The organism is Comamonas sp., assembly GCF_036643215.1.
Taxonomy (GTDB): Bacteria; Pseudomonadota; Gammaproteobacteria; order Burkholderiales; family Burkholderiaceae_C; genus Comamonas.
Genome location: NZ_JAVXSJ010000002.1, coordinates 72,917 through 93,627 on the forward strand (window position 1 = coordinate 72,917; position 20,711 = coordinate 93,627).

Below are 20,711 nucleotides of genomic sequence, written 5' to 3' on the forward strand. Positions count from 1 at the left end.
AGCAAGGGTTGAGGCATGAATATGCGCATGGACTCCTCCTACCTCAACAACGCACAGCCCGCTTCAGGCGCTGGCAATGCGCGTGTAGTGCTGGTGACGCAATCGACAGCACATGCCTTCTGGTTGGCTGGCGCTTTGGGTAACGACGCTGAAGTGATTCCCGTAGTCAACGAAATCGCGTTGCTGCAATCGACGGTCTCTGCCCCCGGCATGGGAGTTGTCGTGGTGGACTTCTCTTCGCCGATGACGGACGCTGCGGTGAGTCTGGTGAGCGAGCTGCGCAGCACTTGTCCTGGCGTCGTCATCATGGGCGCAGGTGCGGCAGCAGAGCCGAGCTCCATGCGTGCGGCCTTGCGCTGCGGGGTGGCTGAATTTATTGACTGGGAGGCGACGGAAGGCGAGGCCAGCATTGTTATCAAACAGCAGCTTCAAGCCCGCGCCCAGTTACCTGTAGCAGCGGCTTTGGTGCTGGAGCCAGAGACTCAAGGCTTTGCGCTGCCTTTGCTGGGTGCGCGCGTGGGCATGGGCGTTACCACGCTGGCCACACATCTTGCGGTGATGCTGCAGGAAATGCAGGCCCACGATGTGCGCGGCGAAACGCGCCGAAAGCAGGTCGCAAGACCTTTTGGTGCCAGCCAGCTGCCGCAAGATGAGGCTGCGCATGCAGCGCTGCTCGATCTGGGTTTGCCTGCACGCGATGGCTTGCTGTATTTGAGCGTGGCGGGTGACTTCAGTTTTGTGGATGCGGTGCAAAACATCCGCCGTCTGGACTCGACGCTGATTGATTCCGCCTTTTCCAAACACTCCACGGGTACGGCCACTCTTGCCTGGCCTTCTGATCTGGGAAAGCTGCGCGATGTCAGTCCTTCTGCTGCTGCCAGTGTGGTCAGCACGCTCAAGGGCTTACTCAAGGCTCAGGTGATTGACCTGGGAGGAATGATGCAGGCCGACTTTCTCGCCCCCGTGCTGCGCGAAAGCGGGCAGGGCTGGGTGGTGTGCGATCAGTCGCTGGGCGGCATTGTTTCTACGGCGCAGCTGCTCAAGGAGCTGGATGCCAAGGGTGTGGATCGCAGCACGCTCAAGCTGGTGCTCAATCGCTTTAATGCGCAAGCCGGCCTGCCAGCAAGAGAAGTGGCGCAGCGCCTGGGGCTTGATCTGCTGCATGTGGTGCCCGACCGCGCCACCGTGCTGCTGAATGCCGCCAGCTGCGGGCAACTGCTGTCGCAAACCTTGAGAGGCGACCCCTACGTGACTGGCATACGGAGCATGGCGCGCACCTTGCTGGGCGATGCTATGGCGGGTGACAAAGCGATGGCGCCGCCAGCATCAAGCATTTTGGGGCAATGGGCAAAGCGTTTGAGGAGAGGCGAATGAGCATGGATATCGTTTTCGCCGAAAAGAACAGCAATTTTTCGGACTCCAAACAGCTGCTGCTGATCAAGAACGTCGCACATGAGCACCTGCTGACGCGTGTGGAAGAGCTGGGTGCTGTTTTTGCCAAATGGTCGACCAGTCGGGTGCGCCAGTTTGTGCACCAAGAGTTGGAGCAGTTTGTGCGCCAGCAGCGCTTTCCCGTCAACGACGAGGAAGTGCAGTGGATTGGGCAGGCCCTGAACAAAGAGCTGTCTGGCCTTGGGCCATTGGATGATCTGATGGCCGACCCCGAGGTCGAAGACATTCTGATCAACGGCTACAAAAATGTCTTTGTATCGCGCAAAGGCGTGCTGCAGCAGGAGACTCTGCACTTCACCGACAACGCCCATGTGCTGCGTATTGTGCGCCGCATTATTTCGCCGCTGGGTCGCCGCCTGGATGAATCCACTCCCATGGTCGATGCGCGCCTGCCCGACGGTGGGCGTATCAATGTGGTGATCGAGCCGCTGTCGCTGGATGGCCCTGCGGTCTCTATTCGCAAGTTCCGTAATGATCCTTTGCTGGTGCAGGATCTGGTCAATTTCGGCACCCTGGATGAAGGCATGGCCCGCCTGCTGGAGCTGGCCGTGCGCGAGCGCTGCAACATTCTGATCAGTGGGGGGACGAGCTGCGGCAAGACCTCCATGCTCAACGCGATTGCCGGTTTTATCCCGGCCAATGAGCGCGTGGTGACCATTGAAGACACGGCTGAGCTGACGCTGCCGCACCCGCATGTGGTGCGCATGGAAAGCCGCCCCGGTGGCTTTGAAGGTGCGGGCGTTGTCTCCATTCGCGACCTGCTGCGCAACAGCCTGCGCATGCGCCCTGACCGCATTGTGGTGGGCGAGGTGCGTGGTGCTGAAGTGCTGGAAATGCTGCAGGCCATGAACACGGGTCACGATGGATCTATGGCCACGATTCACGCCAGCTCGCCGCGTGAATGCCTGCACCGTATGGAAATGCTGGCGGGCTTTGCGGGCTTTCAGGGCAGCGAAGTCAGCCTGCGCCGCCAGATATCCAATGCACTCGACTTTATTGTGCAGATCAGTCGCCTGCCTAACGGCAAGCGGCGCATCACGTCGATTACTGAAGTCACCGGCATCACCGACAGCGTGATTGCGACGCAGGAGCTTTATCGACACGAGCTGCTGCCCCAGCCTGAGGGTGAAGACCAAGAGCGCTGGACCACCTTGGGCATGGTGCCGCATACGCCCAAGCTGGCACGCTTCAGGGCGGTGCTGCAGCACGCGGGCAATAACGCAGGGATGCGCCATGGCTAGCAACGCCTTCTTGCTGCTAAGTCTTGCACTGCTGATAGCGGCGGCGGCGGTGGTGCTGTGGCTGTTTGCCAGTCGGAAGCAGAAGACGCGCCAGATGGCGCAGCATCTTGCGCAAAGCCTTGAAAAAAGCGCAGCCGCTGCGGCAGGTTTTGCGGCCAGAGATGCCAGTGCCTCAGCCTTTGATAACTCGGTGGCTGATGCTCTGTTGGCCAAAGATAAAAAGGCGGGCTGGCCTGTTCCTGCTATCTTGATTGGGACGGTCAGTGCCAAGCTGTTCTATGGCGGGCTGGCGCTAATTCTTGCGACGTTTCTGGTCGTCGGTTTTACCGCTGGCTGGCTGGCTGCCAGCGCCGGAGTGGTGGTGCTGGGTATCGCCTTCTTCTTTTTTCTGTACTCGCGTGCGCAGAAGTACCGTTCCCGGCTCACGCGCCAGTTGCCGGGGTTTCTGGACAACACGGTGCGGCTGGTGACGATTGGTAATTCCATTCAAGCCGCATTCCAGATGGCGGCGGCAACAACCAAAGATCCTCTGCAGTCCGTGATGGAAAAAGCAGCTAGCCTGGCCCGTGCGGGCATGGATCTTGAAAACGCCGTGGCCCATGTGGCGCGCCAGACGCGGCTCGATGAGCTGCATTTGCTGGCGGCCATCTTGCGTATCAGCGTGCGATATGGCGGCCGGGTGGATCTGCTGCTGGAACGTGTCGCCAACTTCATGCGCGACCGTGAACAAGCCGAACAGGATTTGTCTGCCATGACGGCGGAAACGCGCATGTCTGCATGGGTGCTGAGCCTGTTGCCCGTAGCGGTGTGCGGGTTGATTATTTCCTTCAATGCAGGCTATTTTTTGAAGATGTGGAACGACGCCAGTGGTCGCAACATCATCTGGGCTGCTGCGGCGCTGCAGGTGATTGGTGTGATGCTGCTCTACCGCCTGGCCAAGTTGGATGAGGGGGCTGAGTAATGGAGAATTCGCGCCTTCTTTTAATGCTGAGCGTGGCCTTTCTGGCACTGGCTGCCTTGATTGCTGCGGGTGCAATTGCCTATACGCATCAGCGGCGTGAGCGCAGCAGCAAGGTGGTGATGGATGCGCTCAATCGCAGCGGTGTGACGGCACCTGCTGCGCCCGGTAAACCGGCGAATATTCTGAATTCTCTTAATGGCGGGGAAGCCTTGCCAGAGCACTGGCTGAACACCACGTTTGGTAAGGCGCTTGTGGCAGAAGAAGACCGTATCTTGCTGGGCCGATGTGGCTGGGGCTCTACTCGTGAGCAGTTGCAGTATTTGATAGCGCGCAGCGTATGTGCTGTGATGCTTCCACTGCTTTGTGCCTTTGTTTTCTCGGGCAGCAAACATTTTCTGCTTTCTCTTTTTGCAGCGTTCACCGTAGGATTTCTGATTCCTAAATGGGTGCTGCGCAGCGTGGCTAGCCGCCGCCGAGCCAGTGTGGCGCGCGAGCTGCCGCTGCTGGTGGATTTGCTGGGCTTGCTGCAGGGCACGGGTATGAGTCTGGATCAGACGCTGCAGGTCATTGGCTCGGACTTTGGCAACGTCATGCCCGTGCTTTCGCGAGAGGTGATGCTGGCTAACCAGCAGTACAGCCGGGGTAGTACGCGTGAGCGCTCTTTTGGTCGCATGAGCGAGGTTTATCAAAACGAAAACCTGGCCAATCTGACTTCGCTGATGGCCCAGATCGATAAATACGGCGGTGCGGTGCAAGAGCCGCTGCGCGTTTTTGGCGAGCGCTTGCGCGAACAGCGCAAGGCCAAGATGAAAGAGTTGATTGGAAAGATCTCGGTCAAGATGACGTGCGTCATGGTGGTGACGCTGCTTCCGGCCCTGATCATTATTACAGCGGGACCCGGCTTTCTGGCCGTGATCCGTGCGCTGGGAGGGATGACAAAATGAGAAGAAAAAACCAATATCTGATGCTGCCGCTGGCTGCGGTCGCCGTATCCATGCTGGCAGGCTGCTCCAGCATGGGCAGTCTGTTAGGTCAGAACCAGCCAGTGCTCTCGCCCGCAGCCAAAGCGGCTGCAGAGATTCCGCTGGAAAAAGAACCCGTGGTCAACACGCAGGAGACCTACCTCTCGCTGGTCAAGCAGATGCAGGCCAAGTCGCTCTGGTATGCATCCATCGCTCACCTGGATGCGCTGGACAAGCAATGGGGCGCTTCCAGCGATTCGCGATTGATGCGTGCAGATGCGTTGCGACAGGTGGGCCAGCTCAGTGCGGCGGCGTCTATCTACCAAAGCTTGCTGGGCAGTGCCAAGGACGGCGCTGCACGCTATGGCCTTGGCCGCATTGCGGCCGAGAAAGGCGACTTTCGCAATGCCGCGCAGCAGATGGAGCAGGCGCGCATGAGTAACCCGGTGGATTCGCAGTTGCTCACCGATCTGGGCTATGCCTATCTGCGTGCGCGTGACCTGAATGCGGCGCGCATTCCCCTCATGCAGGCTGCGCAGCTCAACCCCGAGGATGCGCAGGCCAATGTCAACCTGAGCCTGTTCATGATGGTCAGCGGCCAGGCCGCTCAGGCCGAAGAATTCATGCGCCAGCGCAAGCTGGATGCGCAGACCCAGCAGGCCGTGAAGGAGCAAGCCAGCGAATGGCTGCAAGGCGCCAAGCAGGCTGCGGCTCAAGCCGCGTCAGACTCTGCGACGCAGGCCACCGGCAAGGTCGTCAACCTCTCGCGTCCTGAAGTGACTCGGCCTGCAGAAGCAGTGGCTAAAACCACAGCACCTGCTGCTGTGCCAGAGCCTGCAAAAGTACAGGAGGTGCCCGCCGCAAAAAAATCCCTGCCGGAGCCTGAGGTTGCAAAGGCTCCGGTAATGGCTGCGGCCCAGCCACCAGCATCTGCATCGGTTGCAACGTCTGTCACTGCGCCTGCTGCCGTAGCCGAGCTGCCTTTGCCCGCAGCGCAGCCCATGCTGCCGCAAAGCGTGGCACGTGCGCCCGGTGGCGGGCAGTGGATGGTGTCCGGCAGCAGCTTCGATTCAGCGCGCCCGCGCTACCCCGGCCAGTTTATGCCTGCGGCTTCGCAAACCTATGCCTATGCAACGCCAGTGCCCGCCCAGGCGGATCCGGTTGCTCATATTCCTGCAGCGGTAGCGGTTGTGCCTCCCGCCGCAGAGGTGGCTGCAACGCGTGCGCCAGTCGAGCCAACGCCCGCGGTGCCAGTTGCCCGCCAAGCTGTGGTCGCGGTACAAGAACCTGTGAAGCCTTCTCTGGCCCCTGCGAGCGTGCAGAAAGCGCCGGTAGCTCCTGCATCTGTAGCAACAGTGGCCCCCGCAGCCGTGCAGAAACTACCTGAGCCTCAGCCGCCGGTGCTGGGTTCAGAGGCTGCAACTCCGCCCGCAAGCCAGTCCGCAGTGCCACGCCAGCCTGCAGGGCCTGCGCGATCGCTGCAAGACGGCACCGTCGTCATGGCTGTCGCCAGCCCTGCTGTCGTTCGTCAGGCCAATCCGGCCAGTGGCAGCAAGCAGACGGTACAAGCCATGTTGCCGCGTCGCACATCGTCTGGAGGATTGTTTTTTGAAACCCCGGATGTCGATGCCAGCAGCCAGCCAGCCTCTTCTGGCAAGACTGCCGCGTCAGAGCGTGTGTGGCCCTGATCCGATTGCGTGAACCTCAAAGGAAACCTTATGAACATCCAGACTCCGTCCCTCACGCTGGCTCGTGCATTCACCCTGGTTGCAATGACGGCGGGTATGGCTTCGGCGGCCCTTGCACAACAGGCTAATACCAGCACAGGCAGTAGCAGCGGCGTGACCAATATGAGCGCGCCCAGAAGCGTTGCTCCAGTATCAGCAACTCCAGCTCCGGCAGCAGCGCCAACGGCCGCTGCACAGTCTGCGGTGACTCAGTCGCCAAGCAACACATCGCTGAATCCGCCAGCTACCAACCGCGTGGGTGATGCCACCAACTATTTGCTGGCACTACAGGCGGGCGGCCAGTACGCATCGCGTAATTCCTACCCTGTGACCAGCGATGTGGCGCAGCGTACCTATACGCGCTACCTCGAAAGCTTCACCCACAAGATTCCTGAAAGCTCGGACTCGCAAGTGGGCAGCAAATCTGGCGGTGGCAAGTAAACGGCAGCAATAAGGGCTTCTGCATGCAGTCTTCCGGAGCAGGTCTTCACCGAGCGCGCACCCGTCGGCAATCCGGCGCGGTGGCGATGCTGGGCGCGCTATGGCTGATGATCGCCGTGATCTGCCTAGCAACCATTGATATCGGTAATGTGTTCTGGCAAAAGCGCGAGTTGCAGAAGATTGCGGATTTGGCGGCGCTGGCGGGGGCTGCTGGTGATTTGGATCAACAGTCTTGCGAACTGCAGTCTAAACAAAATGCAATTTTGAATGGGTATGAAGGAGCGATAAATTCTAAGCCTGGATTTTGGGTTCGTAGTGGCAGCGATTCTTACTCTCTATTTTCAGAGGGGAAAATCCCTTTTAATGCATGCCGAGTAAATGTGACAAAAAATATTCCATTTTTTTTCATTTTTGGTGCGACAGGGGAAAATGCTCGTTTGATTGAGGCTGTTGCCACAGCTAGGCAAAATAGTGCGCGAATGGCGAGGTTAAATATTAGATCGAAATTACTCACTCTAAACACTCAGCAATCTAAAATATTAAATGCATTGGTTGGTAAGATTTTAGGTGGAAATATTGATTTGGAGGTGGCTAGCTGGCAAGGACTTCTTGGAGCTAATATAAGTCTTTTAAGCTATTTAGATGCTTTGGCTGTAAAGCTTGGCGTCAATGTCGGTGATTATGATGCGTTGCTAAATACAAAAGCTGATGCTGGCGTTTTACTTGGTGTTATGGCTGATGTGGTCTCGAAGGATAAAACTCTAGGTCTTGCGGCGGATGCCCTTGCGGTCATTAAGTCTAAGATAGGTGCGTCCCTAGGAGGTTTGACGATTGGTGAACTGTTGAATTTACAAACGCCAGCAAAACAATCAGCATTGAATGCGTTGGTTAATGTTCTGGATTTGGTTCAGGTTATTGGATCTGTGGCTAATGGAAAATCGGCCGCTGAAATTAATGTGCCAATAGATATTCCTTTGTTGGACTTGTTAAATCTATTAAATGCAAATTTAACAATAAAACTCATTGAGCCACCTCAATGGAAAATTGGAGATCCAATGAAGGAGAAAGTATGGATTAAAACATCGCAAATTAAAGTTCTATTGAATGTAAAGGTTCTTTCTTTGTTAGGTATTCCTGTGGCTGAGGTGGATCTTTCTGTTGCAGGGGCCGGAGGTTATGCAGAGGTCACCAAGGCTATTTGTGATGTGGGTGGTAAACAATTAAATGTAATGGCTAAAACGTCTCTCTTGGATTTATATTTGGGTGTTAGCTTATTTGGATCAAAGCCCATTCCTACAATAAGACCCCCAAAATATGAATACATGGAGAATTTGTCTCCGTTTAATCCTGCGCTTTCAACAAAAGATGACATTTTTTTGGATAAGTACAAAAATTATTGGAAAAAAATGTCGTCACTTAGAGTAGTGGAGTCTCTGACGAATCAGCTGGTTTTTCCAATTGATTTTCTGCTTAAACCAATATCTTATTTATTAGATCAAATATTGAATCTTTTGTTTGGGGTATTGGGTATAAATTTGGCCGTAGCTGAGTTGGCTGGTCAATTGGATTGTGGATACGATTCAGACTTGGTTTATTAAATTGATGATTGCGATCTCTAAAGTGCTATGCCGCACGATGTTTCGAGGTCCTTTTAGGTGTAGTTGTTGTGTTCGCAGGGAGTTGCCTGCACACCACCCCACCCAAACCGTCCCCACAGGCTTCTCCACAGAGCCACCTCCCGGCCCTGCAATCCCCGTCACCGCAATACTGACTTGAGCGCGTGAGTGGCGAATCGCGCCTTCGGCCATGGCGCGCACAACTTCTTCGCTGACGGCGCCGTGTTTGGCGATCAGCTCGGCGGGCACGCCCAGCATCTCGGTCTTGGCTTCGTTGGAGTAGGTCACAAAGCCGCGGTCAAACCATTGGCTGGAGCCTGCGAGGTCGGTGCAGGCGGCGGCGATCATGCCGCCGGTGCAGCTTTCGGCGGTGGCCAGCATCCAGCCTTTTTCGGTCAGCTTGGCTGCCAGTTGTTGAACCAGCTCTTCAATGCTGGTTTCTTGTTCGCTCATTGTCTTCTCCATCGCTGATTTACTTAGAAGAAATGTCGCCAGAGCGCGATCACAAGTAGCGTACAAAAAGCAGCGACCAGGTCATCCCACATGATTCCCCAGCCGCCGCGCGGGCCGAAGCCTTTGAACAGGCGGTCGGCCCATTTGACGGGCTGAGGTTTGACGGCATCGAAGAAGCGGAACAGTGCAAAGCAGACGAACTGGCCCCAGAAGCCCAGAGGGGTGCACAGCCACAGAATGATCCACATGGCGACGACTTCATCCCAGACGATATGGCCGGGGTCGGCCACGCGCATGTGCTGGGCGGTGACGGTGCAGGCCCACCAGCCCACGGGGATGCTGGCGGCAATCACCCAGCCGATCTGTGTTTTATCCAGCGACTGCGCCAGTACCAGGTAGGCCAGCCAGGCCCATAGCGTGCCGAAGGTGCCGGGTGCTATGCGGGGCAGGCCTGAGCCAAAGCCCAGCGCAATCATGTGGGCCGGGTGCTGCAGCATGAAGCTGACCGAGGGGTGAGCGATGGGCGCAGTTCCCATCTCAGCGTTTGCTTTGTTATTGATAGCTGCTTGCGCTCTATCTGACTGCGCTTCAGCGATATTTGAGGGTTCATCGGTCATGACTTGATGATACGCGTGGCCTTGGCTCTGCCAATTCTCACCTGGTCAGGGCGTCGCCAAGCCTTGCCCTTTTCGCGGGCAAGGTGCGTTCAATCGCTTTTACTGAAGGCCACTGACGGGCAGGTTTTCGGGGAAGCGAATCTCGTGGGTGGCTTGAAATTGCGCTGTGCTGCGTGCGGCAAGGTTCTGTTCCCAGGAAATCATGCCGTTTTGTGCATTCCATCGGGTGCTGGTGGGCTGAGGTGCGTATTGCGATTGCACCTTGATCTGCTCATTGCCAGAGATGGGAGCCGTGTCCAGCACCTGCAGCGAAATGGGCTGGTCGTGGCGGTTTTCTACGGCGTAGCTGCGCACCACAGTGCGTTCGGTCTTGCTGCTGGCCCAGCCACTGCTGCCGGTATTACTCTGTGCGGGCAGGCGGCGCACTATCACTTTTTCATCGCGGCCAAAAGACAGGCCCTGTGCCAGTGCCTGGGCGTTGCCAAAGTCCAGCCGCCCATTACCGACCAGTGCATCGTCGCGGAACAGGGTGACAGGGCCTGCGGGCCAGATACCTTGCGGTGCCTGCAGCGTGGCGATCAGGTAGGCAGCCTCTTCCACGGCAGGGGCCGTGCGGGTGAGCAGGTTGGTGGCCAGGTTTTCCTGCCCCAGCGAGAGCGTGGTGCGCTCGGCGCTGGATGGAACGGTGATCTTGTAGGGCACGACAAACTGCGTGCTGTATGCCGTATTGATGCTGGAGACATCCAAATCAGGAAGAGCCGGCGCGGCAGCGACTTCGGCGGTCATTCTGGCGCTGGCGCGGGCCATCATGACGGGTGCTGGCGCAGGAGCAGGCGCTGCGGGGGCGATGGGCTGGATGACATCGACCACCCAAGGGCGTGGCATGGCGCCTTGTGTGTTGCGTGTGGGCTGGCCTGTGGAAAGACGCAGGCGCACATTGCTCCAGTCCTCGCCGCTGGCCTGCACGACCAGAGCCTGCCGTTCAAGCTGTACCTGATTTTTGACGGTGTTCAGCTGGGCACGGTAGGTGGGCTGCCAGCTTGGGCCGCGTACTTGATAGCTCAGTCGCACATTGGCTGCGCGGGGGCTGGCCAGTTGTACGGTGATTTTCATGACCTGTGACTGCTGACCACCGGTGCGGTCGCGTTCCTGGCGCAGCGGCTGCAATTGCGCCATCAGGTCTTGCTTTTGCCGCAGAACCTGATGGGCGCGCATGCTGTTGTCGCGGCTGCTTTGGCGCAGGACCTGACTGGTGCTCGCAATCTGCGTGGGCGTAACTCGGGCTTCGTCGCTGGGTTTGCTCACGCCCTGCAGAAAGTCGCCTACCAGCTTGGCGGCGTTTTCATCGGCTTCGATGCTGGCGAGCTGATCTTCCAGCGTGCGAATCTGCTGATCGAGGGGACTGGTGCAATCTTTGGCCGCCATCTGGCGGGCCTGCATCAGCACCTTGATCTCACCCACGCGCACGCCTTCGTCGCCGCTGATCTGCAGGCTTTGCGTGTCCACACTGGCGGGCAGGCATTCAAAGCTCAGTTGACGGGTCTGCGCTTCAATACGGGTCTCGCGTTGCACGGCGGCAATGCCGGGGTAGAGGGTGACCTCAGTAATCGGCGCGCGGCTGCCAGAGACGCTGAGGCTGGCACCATCCGCAGCCTGCGCATTCAATGCAGGCAGGGCGGCAGCAAGGCCGGCAAAGTAGACAGGCAGCAGATGGCGTGAACGCATGAGGCAGCTCTCGTTTTCAGTGAACAGGGTTTGAGCTTAACCGAGTGCGCGCACAGCGCTTAGCTGCCAAAGTGGTCGAAAGACTTCCATTGGCTGGCCAGCAAAGCGCCATCAGCGCCGATAACGCGCAGGCCTGATTCGGCATCAATGCGGCCTATGCAGGTCACGGGTGTGGCGCTGGCGGCACCGGCGGCCAGCACATCGGCATGACGGGCGGCCGGGGCGGTAAAGCACAGCTCGTAATCGTCGCCACCGGCCAGCGTGCATTGCTGCTGAAGATTCAAGCCAAATTGCCATGTAGCGCTTTGCGGATAAGCGCTGGCAGCTATCAAAGGCGTAGTAAGGCGGCTATCTACTGTGGCACCGACTTGCGACAGTTCAAGGATATGACCGAGGTCGCCCAGCAGGCCATCGCTCACATCCAGCGCGCTGCTGGCAATGCCGCGCAGGGCAAGGCCTAGGGCGACGCGTGGTGCGGGGCTTTCCAGTCGCTGGCGGGTCTGTGCAAGCAAGGCGGCTGGCAGCTGGATATGGCCCTGCAGGGCTTCCAGCGCAAGTCGCGCATCGCCCAGGTGGCCGCTGACCCAGATTTCATCGCCAGCCTTGGCGCCGCTGCGCAGCAGGGCTTGGCCGGGCGGTACTTCGCCAAACACGGTGATGCAGATATTGAGCGGGCCGCCGGTGGTGTCGCCGCCGATCAGCTCGCAGTCGTGCGCGTCGGCCAGCGCTAGTAGGCCTCCCGCAAATTCGCTGATCCATGCCTCATCAGCGCTGGGCAGCGACAGGGCGAGGGTGAAGGCGAGTGGCTTGGCACCGCTGGCTGCCAGATCGCTGAGGTTGACGGCCAGCGCCTTGTGGCCCAGCAGGCGCGGATTGACGTTGGGGAAGAAGTGGCGGCCTTCGACCAGCATGTCGCTGGAGATGGCCAGCTGCATGCCGGGGGCCGGGGCCAGCAGCGCGCAGTCGTCACCCACGCCTAAAGCAGCGCGGCGCACGGGCCGCTGGAAGTAGCGGCGGATCAGATCAAATTCACCCATGAAATCACTGGCCGCTTCAAAGGCGGCGCGTTGGGCCGCTGGTCAACGGCCGTGGTTAAAACTGTTCCAGTGCCTCGGCGTGCGTGACCGTGACATGGAGGATGGTCGGAAAGCCGCTGAAATCGAACACTTCGCAGCCATGAGACTGGGTGACTGAAGGGCGATATTGGCCTGTGCATGGCTGCAAAACAGTAGAACAAGTTCTCAGAGCATGAGAAAGCCAGATCCAGCAGTATTGAAGCTCACATTTTGGGACTGCTCTTTGGACTCATGGCCAGAAAAAGCTCCATGGCTTGCGCCACATGCGCTGGCGTATGGCTTTGTAGATGCGCGAGCGGTCCACACCGCTGACGTTGTGGGCACGCAGCGCCACGCGGAAAGCCATGTAAAAGCTCACGCCCACATTCAACGCCGCGTTGAAGGGCAGCATGGCCACGGCCCACCACAGCAGGTCGTCGTGCAGCACTTCCCAGCCTAGCGATGCAGCGGCGACGCCGATCTGGCCTGTGGACAGGGTGACGTGTCGCACTTCCATGCCCAGGCCAAAGAAGGCCGTAAATGCGGGCACCAGTCCCAGCATGAAGCCCAGCGAGATATTGGATGCGAGGCTGGAGATGTTCTTGCGCAAAAAAGTCGCCCAGCGGTCTGCACGCGCCGTGCCCAGTGTGCGTGTGATGCCTGGGTTGTAGCGAATGACCGAGTCGATATTGCGCAGCACAAACCAGTTTTCTGCACCGCCAGCAATCAGGCTACTGGTGAACAGCAGCACGCCCGTGAATGCCGCAAACAGCACCGATGGACCGAGCAGGCTCAGCGAATCCAGTACCTGCTCTGCATGCTTGGTACTGAGTGCCTGATGGCCTGTGAGGTAGGCGTAGCCAAGAGATAGCAGCAGCGCAGCGGGGAAGACGATAAGCACGTTGCCCAGAATGGCGGCGACCTGAGAGCGCACCAGATGGGCAACCTCGTCAACAAACTCCTGAATGGAGCTGTCGGTCTGGATGTCCTTGAGCTTGGCCGCCATGGCTGGCGCTGTCATGGCGGGCTGCTTGGTGGCCACCGTGAAATGCAGCATCTGGATCAGCACAAAGCTGATGGCGTAGTTGAAGCCCGCTGCCATCCCCGACCAGAAGACGGACAGACCCAGCGCATACAGCGCAAACTTGGCCAGCGTAGTGAAGGCCATCACAAAGCCGCCACCTGCGGCCTTGGCCATCATGCTGCGGTACTCGGCACCGTCGCGGGTGATGTAGTGCTCGCCCGTTTCTGCGCTGCGCTCGGCCACTTTGGCGGCCAGCAGCGATGAGTTGGTGGACATCAGCGCACGCACGCTGCGGCGTTCAATGCCCACAGCGACGAGGTTGGAGAGCAGCTCGGACGTTTCGTACGAGCGGTCGTTGGACAGCAGGCAGTCCAGCAGGCGGCGAATGCGCACAATGCGCGCGCGCACCTGGCGCAGCCTGAAGATCAGGCCTACGGAAATACCTTCAGCTTCGACATAAGAGTACACCGATGACACGGCGGCGCGGCAGGCTTCAAGGCGTTCGCGCAACTGTGCGGCAGCGGCATCGCGGCGATCTGTGGTGCGCAGCGGCAGCATGACTTCCACGCGCAGGTTTTCCACGTCGTGAATCAGTGCGTGAAATGGCTTTTCCTCGCGCGCTTGTTCACTCATGCGCAGACGCAGCTCAGGCGCAAAGCCCGTGGAGAGAATCTGGCCCGAGCAATAGGTGATGGCGTCGAGCAGATTGCGCTCCCAGAAGCTGACGCCTTCTTCCTGCTGCGGGGCCAGCAGCGCCGTGATGCGGTTCATGAGCTGGCTATCCAGCGCATGCAGCCAGCGGGCATCAAAGCGGTCGGGAAAGACCAGCATGAACAGCTCTGAGGCATCTACCGTCTCAGGCGTGCTGGGCAGCTTGTAGCGCAGGCGCTCGACCACTTCGCTGGCCATGGCGGTGCGCGGCGCAAAGCCAAAGTCGGCCAGCAAGGCGGTGATGTCAACCGTCTCCACCAGCGTCTTGCTCCAGCGGCGCAGGCGATTCAGCGCCTCGGGGTCGGCCTCGAAGGCGGCCACGATCTCTTCTACACGCCGGACAGCGCCATCCACGGATGGCTCGGCTGCGCGTATCCATTCGGCCAGATAAATCAGCCACAGATGGCGCTGTGCAAGGCCTGCGTCGGGGTCCAGAGACGTGAGCAGGCCGGGCAGGTCAAGAGTGCTTTTTTTCATGCAGTGACGGTTCTCGCGTCTTAGTGCAGAACGCGCGTTTCGGGCATGGGCATAGGCTCGCCAGAGTCGTTCATCTGCAGCACGAACAGGGGAATCTCGCACTCAAAGGTTTCACCTTCGTGACTCACGCACAGATACGTGCCGCGCATGGTTCCCGAGGGTGTGCGCAGCTGGCAGCCGCTGCTGTACTCAAACGACTCGCCGGGCTGCAGCAGCGGCTGGCGCCCCACCACGCCCAGGCCCTTGACCTCTTCGACATGGCCCAGCTCATTGGTGATCACCCAGTGCCGCGCAATCAGCTGCGCGGGCACCTCACCCGTGTTGGTCACGGTGATGGTGTACGAAAACACATAGACGCCGGCGGCCGGGGTGGACTGCTCGGGCAAATAGGCGGGCTGGACTTGAACCAGAAACTCGTGCATTGGCATGGCCCAATGTTAACTGCGACAATTGCAAACCATGAGCCCCACCTACCGTATTGCCCCCTCCATCCTGTCTGCCGACTTTGCCCGCCTGGGTGAAGAAGTGCGCAATGTCATTGCTGCAGGCGCAGACTGGATTCACTTCGATGTGATGGACAACCATTACGTGCCGAATCTGACTTTCGGCCCCATGATCTGTCAGGCTTTGAAGCCGCACGCCGTGACGGCTGATGGCAAGCCCGTGCCCATCGACGTGCACCTGATGGTTCAGCCCGTGGACGATCTGGCCACCGCCTTTGCCAAGGCTGGCGCTGACTACATCAGCTTCCACCCCGATGCATCGCAGCATGTGCACCGCAGCGTGCAAAACATCAAGTCCCACGGCTGCAAGGCCGGCCTGACCTTCAATCCCGCCGCGTCGCTGGATGTGCTGGACTGGATGATCGAAGACATCGACCTGATTTTGCTGATGAGTGTGAACCCCGGCTTTGGTGGTCAAAGCTTTATTGATAGCACGCTGCGCAAGATTGAAAAGGCCCGCAAGCTGATTGATGCTTCTGGCAAAGACATTCGCCTGGAAGTGGATGGCGGTATCAAGGAAGCCAATATCCGCGCTGTGGCCGATGCCGGTGCCGACACCTTTGTGGCTGGCAGCGCCATCTTCAACCAGCCTGATTACAAGGCCGTGATTGACCAGATGCGTAAGAACTTGGGCTAACTCGCCCTGAGCGGCTCTGGCTTGGCGTCCGTGCTGGAGTCGTTTGAACCAAAGCCTGCATGGTCTCGTCATGCAGGCTTTTTTTGAGTCTTTTGGGCTGTGAGCGCTCTATCTGATTGCGCTTATAGCTATTGAATTGATAGTTGTATGAAGCTGAACCTGCCCACTCCCGCCGCTGCACTGGATATTGATGCCGTCATGGTCGATCTCGACGGCACCATGGTCAACACACTGGGCGACTTTGCCGAAGCGCTCAACCGCATGCTGACCGATCTGTCTTTGCCCGCCATTGCGCCGCAAGCCATTGAAAACATGGTGGGCAAGGGCAGCGAGAACCTGATTCGCTCCGTGCTGGCGCATGTGGGCGTGGCAGATATCGATGCGGTTTACCAGCAGGCCTGGCTGCGCTACGAACATCACTATCTGGCTATCAACGGCCAGTTTGCCGACCTCTACCCCGGCGTTCTTGAAGGTTTGCAGGCGCTTCAATCCATGGGCCTGCGCATGGCCTGCCTGACTAACAAGCCTTTGTCTTTTGCCCAGCCGCTGCTGGCTGCCAAAGGCCTGGATGGTTTTTTTGACTGCGTGTTTGGTGGTGATTCCTTCCCGCGCAAAAAGCCCGACCCCATGCCGCTGCTCGAAACCTGCAAGGCATTGGGCAGTGAACCGGCCCGCACGCTGATGGTGGGCGATTCCAGCAACGACGCGCAGGCCGCCCACGCCGCAGGCTGCCCAGTGGTGCTGATGACCTACGGCTACAACCATGGTGAGCCCATCACGGCGGTGGCTGCCAAGGCGCACTTACATTCTTTGGCGCAGTTTGCTGCGTGATGCTGTGGCGTTGCCCGCATTTCTGGCAAAAAAGAGTGCGGATAAGCATATTTGCTAGAGTCGTTGGCTTTGCCTGAACCATGCAGACATCCCAGATGTACTGGGGTGCTGGCAGAGAACGAGGGGGACTCACGCGACATGCACGGACTGCACCTGACTGCCGATCTTTACCAATGCACAGGCCACGAGCGCTACATGCTCGATGCCGATGCCATCGCTCAGCTTTGCCGCGACCAGACTGCGGCTTCGGGCCTGACGCTGGTAGATGACACATGGGTGAAATTCCCACCCTATGAAGGTCAGCCCGGCGGGGTGACGGGGACGGTTTTGCTGGCGGAGTCACATCTCGCCATCCACACCTGGCCCGAGACCGGCAGCGTCACCATCGACGTTTATGTGTGCAACTTCTCCGATGACAACTCGGGCAAGGCCCGCCAGTTGATGGAGGGTGTGATTGCAGCCTTTGAGCCCAAGCGCGTGCTGCGTCAGCAACTCATGCGGGGTGATATCAGCATGGCCACCGCGTCAGATAAAGCGGCCGTGGACTATGAGCCTGAGACAGAGTCCAGCTGGGTGCAGGAGCAGCTGACGCCCCATAGCCGCTTTGGTTATCGCGCAACGGCCGCTGAGAGGGTTCAGACCCCGTTCCAGCAGCTGGAGCTGCTGGAGACGCCGCAATTCGGCAAGGTGCTGCGCATTGATGGGCGCTTCATGACCTCCGAAAAAGAGGAGTTTTTCTATCACGAGGCTCTGGTGCACCCCGCCGCCATGGCCCATCCATCGCCGCGCAAGGCCTTGATTCTGGGCGGTGGTGACGGCGGCGCCGCAGAAGAGCTGCTCAAGCACCCCAGCATCGAGCAGGTGGTGGTGGCTGAGCTGGATGAGGCGGTGGTGAATTTCTCGCGCCAGCATCTGCACGCCGTGCACCGTGGTGCGCTGGACGATCCCCGCGTGCAGGTTTGCATTGGTGACGGCATGGCCTTGGTGGATCGCACGGACGAACGCTTTGACCTAGCGTTCATGGACCTGACCGACCCGGATACCCCAGCCAGCGCTTTGTATGCCGGTGAATCTCTGGCTCGCATGAAGCGTGTGCTGGCGCCGGGCGGTGCCTTGGTGCTGCATCTGGGCAGCCCCGTCTTTCATGGTCCGCAGGTGACGGAGCTGGCCCGCAGCCTGCACGCGCAGTTTGCCGTGGTGCGCTGCTATGGCCTCTACATTCCGCTTTATGGCGCGTACTGGGGGCTGGCTGTGGCCTCTGACGAACTGGACCCGCTGGAGCTGAGGGAGCAGAGGGTGGCCGAGCGACTCAAGCAGCGCAATGTGGGCGATCTGCAGTACTACAACGCGCAGGTGCATGGCGCGCTGTTTGCACTGCCCGGTTATTACCGCGATCTGTTGAAGCCGCAGTGAGTCAGCCGGCTTCCCCCAGCAGCGCTTTTTTGAGCTGCTGATCGGCGGGCCTGGGGCCTAGCCAGATGCCCAGCAGGGCGTTGAAGAACTCGGGCTCTTTAAAGGCTTCGCCCTGCGGCTGCCCCTTGACGGTGACGATGCTTCCCTGACCGGGAATCCAGTCTACGGAGAAGTTCTCTCCCGTCAGCAGCTTTTTGTGCTGGCTGAACAGCTCGCTCATGCGCATCACGCCGGGAATCAGCTTGGAGAACGCGGCGCGCTCCATGTTGTCTTCCATCCCGCGTGAAAACAGCTTGCCTAGCTCTGCTGAATCAATGTCGCGCAGCATGGTCACGGTGATGCGTTTGGGGCCGCCAAGGGCTGCCACGTCCTGAAAGTTGTGGGCGGGCTTTTCCAGGTACAGACCGGCCGTATAGACCTTGAAAACCGCCTTGTAGCGCGTGCCCGCGCCGTTGAGCTCCAGCGCCTTGCCTTGCGACTGCACCGTCGGTGCATAGGTCACGCCGTGGATTTTGACGGGTTCGGTCGATGCGGCCTGCGCCAGAGAGGCGGAGCTGGCAAGCGCCACCGCGAGCAGCAGGGCACGCGTAAAACGAGAGCTGGGCATGGGGGGGTCTCCTCGGTAGGCCGGCGTTGAAGCTCTGGTGGCTGCCGGTTGGGAGGTGTATGTTTAAATTTGTAAGCGTTCACTGCAATTAGGACTCACCCCAGCGCAGCGAAGATGATTGCGGTCACGGCTCGCCGCTCTGCAAACCGCGCGAGTGCCATGGCCTGCCCCTGTATGCGCTACACTGTTTGCATCATGTTCATTCATCGCACGTTCAATGCAGGTTGTGGAGACCGGGGAGCCTGGCCCTGGCGTAAGCCTGCACATCTGAACTGCTAAAGCACCCGGCACGAGCCCGGCGTGCACTCGCGGCCTGACCTAGGGCCATGGAATGAACCGGCGCATCCCCCAGACAATCAGCGTCACCTGCCATCTCAAAAGTCAGAGCAGGTGAGCCATGCGCCATGTATCCGGAGTTTTCACCGTGATCACGGAACTGGAATTCAAGTCTCTCGCGGCCCAGGGCTATAACCGCATCCCTTTGTTGATCGAGGCCTTTGCCGACCTCGAAACCCCGCTCTCCCTCTACCTCAAGCTGGCCCACGCCAACGGCGACGGCAAGTACAGTTTTTTGCTGGAATCCGTGGTTGGTGGCGAGCGCTTTGGTCGCTACAGCTTCATCGGCCTGCCCGCACGCAGTTTTGTGCGCGCATCGGGCTTTGGTGATCAGGCCAAAACCGAGGTGGTGACCGATGGTCAGGTGGTAGAGACCGCCAGCGGCAACCCGCTGGACTTCATCGCTGCCTATCAGCAGCGCTTCAAGGTTGCCATCACGCCCGGCATGCCGCGTTTTTGCGGTGGTCTGGCTGGCTACTTTGGCTATGACGCTGTGCGCTATATCGAGAAAAAGCTCGAAAAGTCCTGCCCGCCTGACAGTCTGGGCACGCCCGACATCATGCTGCTGCAGTGCGAAGAGGTCGCCGTCATCGACAACCTCTCGGGCAAGCTCTACCTCATTGTCTACGCCAACCCTGCCGAGGCTGAAGCCTTTGGCAAGGCCAAGAAGCGCCTGCGCCAGCTGAAAGATCAGCTGCGTTACTCCGTCAGCGCGCCGCAAATTCGTGCGGGTGAGAGCTATCCCGTTGAGCGTAGTTTTGACAAGCAGGACTATCTGGCCGCCGTGCAAAAGGCCAAGGATTTGATTGCTGCGGGCGATTTCATGCAGGTGCAGGTCGGTCAGCGCATTCAAAAGCGCTTCACCGCATCGCCGCTGAGTCTGTACAGAGCCCTGCGTTCACTGAATCCCAGCCCTTACATGTACTTCTACCATTTTGGTGACTTCCATGTGGTGGGTGCCAGTCCCGAGATTCTGGTGCGCCAGGAACGTACGCCCGATGGCCAGAAGGTCACCATTCGCCCGCTGGCCGGTACCCGCCCGCGTGGCAGCACAGTGGAAGCCGACAAGGCGACTGAACAAGAATTGATCGCCGATCCCAAGGAACGTGCCGAGCACGTGATGCTGATTGATCTGGCGCGCAACGACATTGGGCGCATCGCCAAGACTGGCAGCGTGAAGGTGACCGAGGCCTTCTCGGTCGAGCGCTACAGCCACGTCATGCATATCGTGAGCAATGTGGAAGGCATCTTGCAGGACGGCATGGACAATATGGATGTCTTCAAATCCACCTTCCCTGCTGGCACGCTGACCGGCGCGCCCAAGGTGCATGCCATGGAGGTCATCGACCAGCTGGAACCCACCAAGCGCGGCATTTACGGCGGCGCTTGCGGCTACCTGAGCTTTGCGGGTGATATGGATCTGGCGATTGCGATTCGCACCGGCGTCATCAAAGACAACATGCTCTACGTGCAGGCTGCTGCTGGCGTGGTAGCCGACTCCATCCCCGAGATGGAGTGGAAAGAAACCGAACACAAGGCCCGCGCCCTGCTGCGTGCCGCTGAACTGGTGGAAGAAGGTCTGGAATGAACAAGGCAATTGACTTGGTGCAGCCCTGCACCACCATGGAAGATGTGCGTCGCAATGTGAATGCGCTGGACGATGTGCTGGTGCCGCTGCTGGTCACACGCATCGGCTATATGCAGCAGGCCGCGCGCATCAAGGGTGATGTGACTCAGGTGCGCGATGAAGATCGCATCGAAGCCATCGTCAGTCGCGTGCGTGAGCGCACGTTGCAGGAAGGCGGTCAGCCCGATGTGATGGAGGCCGTGTACCGCCATCTGATGGAAGAGTGCATCGCCTACGAACACAGTGAGTTCGCGCGCCTGCGTGCGGCTCAAAAAACGCACAATCAGGAGTAAGA

19 protein-coding genes are annotated in these 20,711 nt (G+C 59.0%); 12 read left to right on the top strand and 7 right to left on the bottom strand.

Annotated elements, in window-relative coordinates; translation table 11 throughout:
- Nucleotides 1–27 precede the first annotated feature (27 nt).
- The 7 genes from RSF91_RS02125 to RSF91_RS02155 are packed head-to-tail and all read left to right on the top strand — an operon-like array spanning nt 28 to nt 8,382.
- On the top strand, nt 28–1,374 hold the full coding sequence (locus RSF91_RS02125; RefSeq protein WP_332566866.1) for an AAA family ATPase: 1,347 nt from the start codon (nt 28–30) through the stop codon (nt 1,372–1,374).
- Nucleotides 1,371–2,693, top strand: a complete 1,323-nt coding sequence (locus tag RSF91_RS02130) for a CpaF family protein (protein ID WP_332566867.1) — start codon at nt 1,371–1,373, stop codon at nt 2,691–2,693. The genes RSF91_RS02125 and RSF91_RS02130 overlap by 4 nt, the downstream gene beginning before the upstream one ends.
- Nucleotides 2,686–3,654, top strand: coding sequence for a type II secretion system F family protein (locus RSF91_RS02135; RefSeq protein ID WP_332566868.1), 969 nt, complete (start codon nt 2,686–2,688; stop codon nt 3,652–3,654). The genes RSF91_RS02130 and RSF91_RS02135 overlap by 8 nt, the downstream gene beginning before the upstream one ends.
- Entirely contained in the window at nt 3,654–4,598 is a 945-nt protein-coding gene (locus RSF91_RS02140) for a type II secretion system F family protein (RefSeq protein WP_332566869.1), read from the top strand. Before RSF91_RS02135 ends, RSF91_RS02140 begins: the two co-directional genes overlap by 1 nt.
- Complete coding sequence (locus RSF91_RS02145; RefSeq protein ID WP_332566870.1) at nt 4,595–6,304, top strand: tetratricopeptide repeat protein; 1,710 nt, start codon at nt 4,595–4,597, stop codon at nt 6,302–6,304. The genes RSF91_RS02140 and RSF91_RS02145 overlap by 4 nt, the downstream gene beginning before the upstream one ends.
- Nucleotides 6,305–6,334: 30 nt before the next feature.
- A complete protein-coding gene (locus RSF91_RS02150; RefSeq protein ID WP_332566871.1) occupies nt 6,335–6,784 on the top strand; it encodes a DUF3613 domain-containing protein in 450 nt (149 codons plus the stop codon).
- A 23-nt stretch (nt 6,785–6,807) separates the two neighbouring features.
- The gene (locus RSF91_RS02155; RefSeq protein ID WP_332566872.1) at nt 6,808–8,382 is read left to right on the top strand and encodes a pilus assembly protein TadG-related protein; all 1,575 of its coding nucleotides are present in this window, start codon (nt 6,808–6,810) and stop codon (nt 8,380–8,382) included.
- Here RSF91_RS02155 and RSF91_RS02160 read toward each other — a convergent pair.
- From RSF91_RS02160 to apaG, 6 genes are all read right to left on the bottom strand, one after another.
- On the bottom strand, nt 8,365–8,853 hold the full coding sequence (locus RSF91_RS02160) for a CinA family protein (RefSeq protein WP_332566873.1): 489 nt from the start codon (nt 8,851–8,853) through the stop codon (nt 8,365–8,367). The two genes, RSF91_RS02155 and RSF91_RS02160, sit on opposite strands and share 18 nt — an antisense overlap.
- Before the next feature lie 23 nt (nt 8,854–8,876).
- Complete coding sequence (locus RSF91_RS02165; RefSeq protein WP_332566874.1) at nt 8,877–9,470, bottom strand: phosphatidylglycerophosphatase A family protein; 594 nt, start codon at nt 9,468–9,470, stop codon at nt 8,877–8,879.
- A 99-nt stretch (nt 9,471–9,569) separates the two neighbouring features.
- A complete protein-coding gene (locus tag RSF91_RS02170; protein ID WP_332566875.1) occupies nt 9,570–11,195 on the bottom strand; it encodes a DUF4139 domain-containing protein in 1,626 nt (541 codons plus the stop codon).
- A gap of 59 nt (nt 11,196–11,254) precedes the next feature.
- The gene (gene thiL, locus RSF91_RS02175; protein ID WP_332566876.1) at nt 11,255–12,232 is read right to left on the bottom strand and encodes a thiamine-phosphate kinase; all 978 of its coding nucleotides are present in this window, start codon (nt 12,230–12,232) and stop codon (nt 11,255–11,257) included.
- A gap of 268 nt (nt 12,233–12,500) precedes the next feature.
- Nucleotides 12,501–14,462, bottom strand: coding sequence for a site-specific recombinase (locus tag RSF91_RS02180; protein ID WP_332566877.1), 1,962 nt, complete (start codon nt 14,460–14,462; stop codon nt 12,501–12,503).
- A gap of 20 nt (nt 14,463–14,482) precedes the next feature.
- Complete coding sequence (apaG, locus tag RSF91_RS02185; protein WP_332566878.1) at nt 14,483–14,890, bottom strand: Co2+/Mg2+ efflux protein ApaG; 408 nt, start codon at nt 14,888–14,890, stop codon at nt 14,483–14,485.
- 31 nt (nt 14,891–14,921) lie between these two features.
- Between apaG and rpe the strand changes: the two genes are divergently transcribed.
- The 3 genes from rpe (at nt 14,922) to speE (ending at nt 17,846) form a co-directional block, all read left to right on the top strand.
- Entirely contained in the window at nt 14,922–15,602 is a 681-nt protein-coding gene (gene rpe, locus RSF91_RS02190) for a ribulose-phosphate 3-epimerase (protein ID WP_099735431.1), read from the top strand.
- Nucleotides 15,603–15,749: 147 nt separating this feature from the next.
- Entirely contained in the window at nt 15,750–16,433 is a 684-nt protein-coding gene (gene gph, locus RSF91_RS02195; protein WP_332566879.1) for a phosphoglycolate phosphatase, read from the top strand.
- Nucleotides 16,434–16,571: 138 nt separating this feature from the next.
- Complete coding sequence (gene speE, locus RSF91_RS02200) at nt 16,572–17,846, top strand: polyamine aminopropyltransferase (protein WP_332566880.1); 1,275 nt, start codon at nt 16,572–16,574, stop codon at nt 17,844–17,846.
- Between the two features lies 1 nt (nt 17,847).
- Here the strand turns inward: speE and RSF91_RS02205 are convergent, their stop codons facing one another.
- Nucleotides 17,848–18,453, bottom strand: coding sequence for a chalcone isomerase family protein (locus RSF91_RS02205; protein WP_332566881.1), 606 nt, complete (start codon nt 18,451–18,453; stop codon nt 17,848–17,850).
- A 424-nt stretch (nt 18,454–18,877) separates the two neighbouring features.
- Between RSF91_RS02205 and trpE the strand changes: the two genes are divergently transcribed.
- Nucleotides 18,878–20,377, top strand: coding sequence for an anthranilate synthase component I (trpE, locus tag RSF91_RS02210; protein WP_332567042.1), 1,500 nt, complete (start codon nt 18,878–18,880; stop codon nt 20,375–20,377).
- Nucleotides 20,374–20,709: a chorismate mutase gene (locus RSF91_RS02215; RefSeq protein ID WP_332566882.1), complete on the top strand. Its 336-nt coding sequence runs from the start codon at nt 20,374–20,376 to the stop codon at nt 20,707–20,709. The genes trpE and RSF91_RS02215 overlap by 4 nt, the downstream gene beginning before the upstream one ends.
- Nucleotides 20,710–20,711 lie beyond the last annotated feature (2 nt).